Source organism: Streptomyces sp. NPDC058157 (assembly GCF_042884105.1).
In the GTDB taxonomy this organism is placed as follows: domain Bacteria; phylum Actinomycetota; class Actinomycetes; order Streptomycetales; family Streptomycetaceae; genus Streptomyces.
Genome location: NZ_JBHVUQ010000208.1, coordinates 6,616 through 12,506, shown reverse-complemented (window position 1 = coordinate 12,506; position 5,891 = coordinate 6,616). Strand labels below are relative to the sequence as shown.

At 74.5% G+C, this 5,891-nt stretch carries 5 protein-coding genes and 1 pseudogene; 3 read left to right on the top strand and 3 right to left on the bottom strand.

Going from position 1 to position 5,891, the window contains the following annotated elements:
* Positions 1-21: 21 nt before the first annotated feature.
* On the bottom strand, positions 22-1,620 hold the full coding sequence (locus ACFVXK_RS32590; protein ID WP_389618921.1) for a hypothetical protein: 1,599 nt from the start codon (positions 1,618-1,620) through the stop codon (positions 22-24).
* Positions 1,621-1,841: 221 nt separating this feature from the next.
* On the opposite strand from ACFVXK_RS32590, the gene ACFVXK_RS32585 reads away from it, so the two are divergent.
* The 3 genes from ACFVXK_RS32585 (at position 1,842) to ACFVXK_RS32575 (ending at position 4,534) form a co-directional block, all read left to right on the top strand.
* Entirely contained in the window at positions 1,842-2,366 is a 525-nt protein-coding gene (locus ACFVXK_RS32585) for a cupin domain-containing protein (protein WP_389618918.1), read from the top strand.
* A 105-nt stretch (positions 2,367-2,471) separates the two neighbouring features.
* Entirely contained in the window at positions 2,472-3,947 is a 1,476-nt protein-coding gene (locus ACFVXK_RS32580; protein WP_389618915.1) for an MFS transporter, read from the top strand.
* Positions 3,944-4,534, top strand: a complete 591-nt coding sequence (locus ACFVXK_RS32575) for a TetR family transcriptional regulator (RefSeq protein ID WP_389618912.1) — start codon at positions 3,944-3,946, stop codon at positions 4,532-4,534. The genes ACFVXK_RS32580 and ACFVXK_RS32575 overlap by 4 nt, the downstream gene beginning before the upstream one ends.
* Positions 4,535-4,580: 46 nt before the next feature.
* Here the strand turns inward: ACFVXK_RS32575 and ACFVXK_RS32570 are convergent, their stop codons facing one another.
* Positions 4,581-5,474, bottom strand: coding sequence for an Imm49 family immunity protein (locus tag ACFVXK_RS32570; RefSeq protein WP_389618909.1), 894 nt, complete (start codon positions 5,472-5,474; stop codon positions 4,581-4,583).
* 84 nt (positions 5,475-5,558) lie between these two features.
* Positions 5,559-5,891: pseudogene (locus tag ACFVXK_RS32565) on the bottom strand (M1 family peptidase); the annotation flags it as partial.

The window sequence follows — 5,891 nt, the reverse complement described above, 5'->3', positions numbered from 1 at the left end:
ACGCCGCGCGGCCCCGCCCGGTCAGTGGCGCCGGGCCGTCGGGCGGCGGGCGGCGTGGGGGCCGTAGCGGTCGTAGTAGTCCTGGAGGAGGCCGGACTCCTCCAGCACGGCGTCGGCCCAGGAGCGGTCGAGGCCGGGGGCCGCGGGCCGGGTGGCGACCGCGCAGGCTCCGGTGAGCATGCCGGCGTAGACGAGGTCGGAGTGGAGGTTGCTGATGCTGTCCGTCTCGTGGAAGTTGACGGGCCGGCCGCCGGCCAGCACGGTGACGTCGACGCCGCCGGGCAGCAGGTGGGTGCGCGAGCAGGGGCGGACGACGGGGTCGCCGTCGGCCAGGGCCTCCAGGGCGGGGAGGTCGAACTCGATGTCGCGGCTGCTGACGCTGGCCAGGTAGGCGGGGCCGGCGAGGGCGCGGAACTCCCGGGTGGACATGCTGGTGCGGCCGGTCACGCCGAAGACGAGCAGCGGCTGGTGGCGCTCCAGCAGGGCGGGCAGGTCCCGGTCGGTGACGTAGCCGCTCTCGTGGGCGTCGATGAGCTGGAGGATGTCGGCGTCGTGGACGGCGACCCGCATCCGGCGCTGGGTGAGCAGGGCGGCGATGTGGGCGCCGACGTTGCCGTAGCCGACGACCAGGGCGGGCTGGCCCTCTATCTTCACGGCGGGCAGCAGGTCCAGGGCCGTGGTGACGGCCTTCTCGGCGATCCAGTACGACTCGATGCGCCCCTTCAGGCGGGACTGGGCCACGGAGAACACCGGGAAGGGCAGCTCCGCCTCGCGGCCCTGGAGCTTGTAGATCCCGGACATGGTCTGCTCCACCACCCCCGCCCACTGTCCCGCGCCGGCCGGTGCGCCCTGGCCGGCGCGGGCCCGGTCCAGCAGGGCGGGGGCGACGTAGCCGCCGTCGTCCAGGGCCAGGCAGCGCAGGCCCCTGCGGCGGGCCCGTTCGGTGTGCTCGCGCACGGCGTCCGGGTCCCCGGCGTCGACGACGCGCACGCCCTGTTCGACGAGGTGGCCGTGGACGCGGTGGCGCCACTGGTAGGCGTAGTCCTTGCGCAGGACCGTCATCGCCTCCAGCGGGGCGCCCAGTTCGGCGAGGCAGCCGACGAGGTGGACGAGGTCGGTGAGGAAGTGGCCGGTGACCAGCACCGCGAACCCTTCGAGGGGTCTGCCGGGACGCAGCCGTTCGACGGCGGCGCTCATCAGCGGCAGCTCGCCCGCGACGCGCACCACCTCGTGCGCGGAGAGGGCCTGGCGGTGCCAGATCTCGGCCCAGTGCTCCAGCGAGGCCGGCGAGGGGGTCCCGCCGTGGCCCGAGAGGCGCAGGTTCAGCCGCAGCAGGGGGGATCCGGCGCCGTCGCGGCGCATCTCGGTGGAGACGTACATCGCCGCGTGCAGGCCGGGTTCGAGGCGGGCGGTGAGTTCCCCGCCGGCGTGGGTGAGCACGGCATCGGGACCCGCGGCCTCGCACAGGCGCCGGGCGGCGCGGTACAGGAGGTGCGGGCCGTCCTCGGGGTCGCCGGCCACCTCGACCGCCGTCGCCGCGAAGGGCGCCGGGCCCTCGGCGGGCCACCCGGTGCGGTGGTCCGGGCGCGGGGCGGTCAGGACATTCGATTCTCGGTCCACAGGAATTCCCATCCGTTCCACCCGCTCGAATTTCGGTGACGCTCCGTCGAGCGCCCCGCAGGTGAGACGTGCGGCGGGGCACGGAACTGAGATTACGGTCGTTCCGGAAATGTCCACCGCATTACGGGTGGAACCGTCCTCGAATCCCCCTGGAACCACGGGACGTCCGGGAGCGGGCGTCCGATACTCGAGCGACCTGGTCCCCACCCGAGGAGGAAACCGTGCCCACGGCACACGACTGGATCGACGCCCTCGCCCTGGAGCCGCACGTGGAGGGCGGGTATTTCCGTCGGACCTTCCAGGCGGACCACCGTCCCGCGATCGCGACCCCGGCGGGTGACCGGTTCACCCTGACGTCGATCCACTACCTGCTCACCCACTGGTCCCCGGTGGGGCACTGGCACCTGAACCGTTCCGACATCCTGCACTTCCACCACCACGGCGATCCGATCACCTACCACCTGCTGCACCCGGACGGCCGGCACGAGACCGCCGTGCTCGGACAGGACCCGGGGCGGGGCGAGGTGCTGACGCTGGCCGTGCCCGGCGGTGTGTGGAAGGCCTCGCACCTCACCGCCGGCGACCACGGCCTGATCAGCGAGGCGGTGGCCCCGGGGTTCGACTTCGCCGACATGACGCTGGGGCGGCCGGAGGAGCTGGCGGCGCTGTTCCCGCAGCACGCGGAGCTGGCACGGCGCTACTGCCGGCCGGCGGGCGCGGAGGGCTCCGGAGCGGCTACGGGGTGAGGGGCCACGGCGGTGCGGACGCAGGGGTGCACAGTCGTTTACCCTGGGGGTGAACAATCGTGCACCCCCACGGTGTCCCGCTCCCTCCCCCTCGTCTGGAGCAGCATGCCCTCCGCGATACCCGCCCCCGGCCGTCCGTCGGCCCACGCCCGGCTCGTCGTCCCCGTCCTCGCCTTCTGCGGCATGGTCGTCGCCGTGATGCAGACCCTCGTGGTCCCGCTGCTGCCGCACGTGCCCGCGCTGACGGGCGCGAGCCCGGGGGCGGCCGGCTGGCTGGTGACCATCACCCTCCTCACCGGGGCCGTCTTCACCCCGGTCCTGGGGCGCGTCGGCGACATGTACGGCAAGCGGCGGGTCCTGCTGGCCTCGCTCGGCGTGCTGACCCTCGGCTCGGTGCTGTGCGCGGTCAGCTCCCACATCGGGGTGCTGATCACCGGCCGGGCCCTGCAGGGCGCGGCCCTCGCGGTGATCCCGCTGGGCATCAGCATCATCCGCGACGAGCTGCCCGCCGAGCGGGTGCTGCCCTCGATCGCCCTGATGAGCTCGACCCTCGGCATCGGGGCGGCCATCGGCCTGCCGGTGGCCGCGGTGGTCATGGAGAACTTCGACTGGCACACGATGTTCTGGGCCTCGGCCGCGCTCGGCCTGACCGACCTGCTCCTGGTGCTGTGGATCGTCCCCGAGTCCCCCGTGCGCTCCCCGGGCCGCTTCGACCTGTGGGGAACCCTCGGCCTGACCGCCTTCCTCGTCGGGCTGCTGCTCGCCATCACCCAGGGCGCCGACTGGGGCTGGACCTCCGCGCGGACCCTGGGCCTGCTCGGCGCGTCGCTGGCCGCGGGTCTGCTGTGGGGCGGCTACGAGCTGCGCACCCGCTCCCCCATGGTGGACCTGCGGGTCTCGGCGCGGCCGGCCGTGCTGCTGACCAACGTGGCGGCCCTGCTGATCGGTTTCGCGTTCTACGCCAACTCCCTCGTCACCGGCCAGATGGTCCAGGAGCCCACCAGCACGGGGTACGGGCTCGGGGCGTCCATCGTGGTCAGCGGCCTGTGCCTGCTGCCCGGCGGCCTGGCGATGGTCGCCCTCTCCCCGGTCTCCGCGCGGATCTCCGCCACGTACGGGCCGCGCACGGCCCTGGCGCTGGCCGCCGTCGTCATGGCCGTCGGCTACGTGGTCCGCTTCTACACGAGCCACAGCCTCTGGCTGATCGTGGCCGGCGCCACCGTCGTCTCCTCCGGCACGGCGATCGCGTACTCGGCGCTGCCCGCCCTGGTCATGCGGGCTGTGCCGGTGGGCGAGACGGCCGCCGCCAACGGTCTGAACACGCTGATGCGGTCCGTCGGGCAGGCCTGCTGCAGCGCGGTGGTCGCCGCCGTGCTGGCCCATCTGACGTTCACGGCGGGCGGCCGCACCGCCCCGACCCTCCACGCGTACCTGCTGATCTTCCTGATCGCCGCCGGGGCGGCGCTCGCCGCGCTGGTCGCCACGCTGTTCCTGCCCTCGGACCGCCCGAGCGGCCGGGGCGCGCGGGGCGGTACCGTCTCGGTGTCAGCGTCCGTGACCGCCGCCCGGGAGAGCGCATGAGCACCACCGACGGATCCGCCACCGCGAGCGTCGAGGACGCCGGGGGCACGGGGAGCGGCCGGGACGCCATCGTCCGCGCCGCGCGCCGGGCGTTCACGCTCAAGCCGTACGCCGAGGTGACCATGCGGGGCATCGCCACCGCCGCCGGGGTGAGCCCCTCGCTGATCGTGAAGCGGTTCGGCACCAAGGAGGCCCTGTTCAACACGGTCGCCGACTTCGGGGCGGCCGCCGACGCCCTGTTCGCCGCCCCCCTGCCGGAGCTCGGGCGGCACCTGGTCCTGACCATGGTCGAACTCCGTGACCGCTTCGGCGGGGACCCGCTGCTGCGGGTGGTGTTCTCCCTCGGCATCGAGGACGAACGCACCCTGCTGCGGGCGCGGTTCCGCGAGCAGGTCACCGACCGGCTGGCCGGACGCCTGACGGGGCCGGACGCGGCGCTGCGCGCCGAGCTGATCGCCGGGCAGCTGCTGGGACTCGGTGCGACCCTGAGCCTGCACCGCCCGGACGGCGCGGGCGCGCACGCGAGCGCCGAGCGCCTGGCCGACCTGTACGCACCGGGCCTCCAACGCCTGGTCGACACCGCCTGACGGCCCGCGCCGGAGGGGCGGGGCGAGCCGTCCGGTGGGCCGGGCCTCAGGCCGTCTCGAAGCCGGTGACCAGGGTGCGCGGCAGGTACTCCGTGTCGGCCGCCGGCAGCCAGCCGTGCGTCCGGTAGGCGAGCGCGGCCAAGGCGAGCGGCAGCAGCGGGAGGAGGGTGCGCGGCCGGGTGAGGGGGCCGGGCTGGGCGCTGTGGTGCAGCAGGAGTGCGGCCAGCTCGGAGTCGAAGGCCTCTCGGTCGCCCGCGGCCACGGCGCGCAGCACCCGCAGCCCCATGGCGTCGGGCCGCCCCAGGAGCCCCTCACCGGCGGCTCCGGCCGCGCAGGCGCGGATCCGCTCCAGCCCGGCGTCGACGGCGGCGAGCTTCGCCCGGTCGCTCGGCGGATACTCCTCTTCCTCGTCCCCGGTGTCCCCGAGGACCTGGGCCAGGAATCCCTTGACGAGTTCCGTCGTGGGGTCGCCCGGGGCGTTCCCGTCCCATTCCTGGCGGGCGAAGTGGAAGGCCTCCCCGTTCTCCGTGACGGTGTCGGCGAGGACCGCGAGGCAGAACGCGTCGTTCCACTCCCAGGCGGTGACCCCGTCCAGGTCGTCGCGCTCGCCGCCGGGCCGGTAGCTCATCCCGAAGTTCACGTGGTCGAGGAAGACGCTGAAGGAGTCGTACGTGTTGTACGCGGCGTACGAGACCGCGCCGGCGGCCGCCGCGGCCGCGTCCTTCAGGTAGGCCTGGGCCTGCGGGGTGTCGAGGGCGGGCGCCCCGAGGGAGAGCGCGCCCAGGTGGTCGAGGAGGTCCTCGGCGAGCCGCTGCCACTCGTAGGTGGCCATCCGCCCGCCCCGCGACATCGTGCGGACCTGTGCCCCGAACCGGTCGTCGAAATCCTCCAGGGCCGCCGCGACGGCCGCTTCCTCCACCTGATGACGCTCTATCCGCACCGCACCGCTCCTTGATCACCGACTGTTCCCCCAGCCTAGGCCCCGGGTCCGACAGCGGCCCGGGGCGGGGCGGCGGACGGGCCGTCAGGTACCGTGCGGCGGGGGCGGCAGCGGCGGGAGGGACGGCTCGTCCAGCCAGGCGGCGCAGAGGCCGTCCGTCGGCCGGGACGCGTAGCGGGCGGCGTGCGCGGTGAAGGCGGCCGTGGTCACCACGCCGTGGCGGTGCTCCACGGCCCAGTCGCGCAGCATGCGGAAGAAGGCCCGGTCGCCCAGGGCGCAGCGGAGCGCGTGGACGGTCAGGCCGCCGCGCTCGTAGAGGCGGTCGTCGAACATCAGCTTGCGGCCCGGGTCGGACAGGCGCAGGTCCTGCGGCCGGGAGGCGAGGAGGCGGTGCGCGGCGGCGGCGCGTTCGTGCGC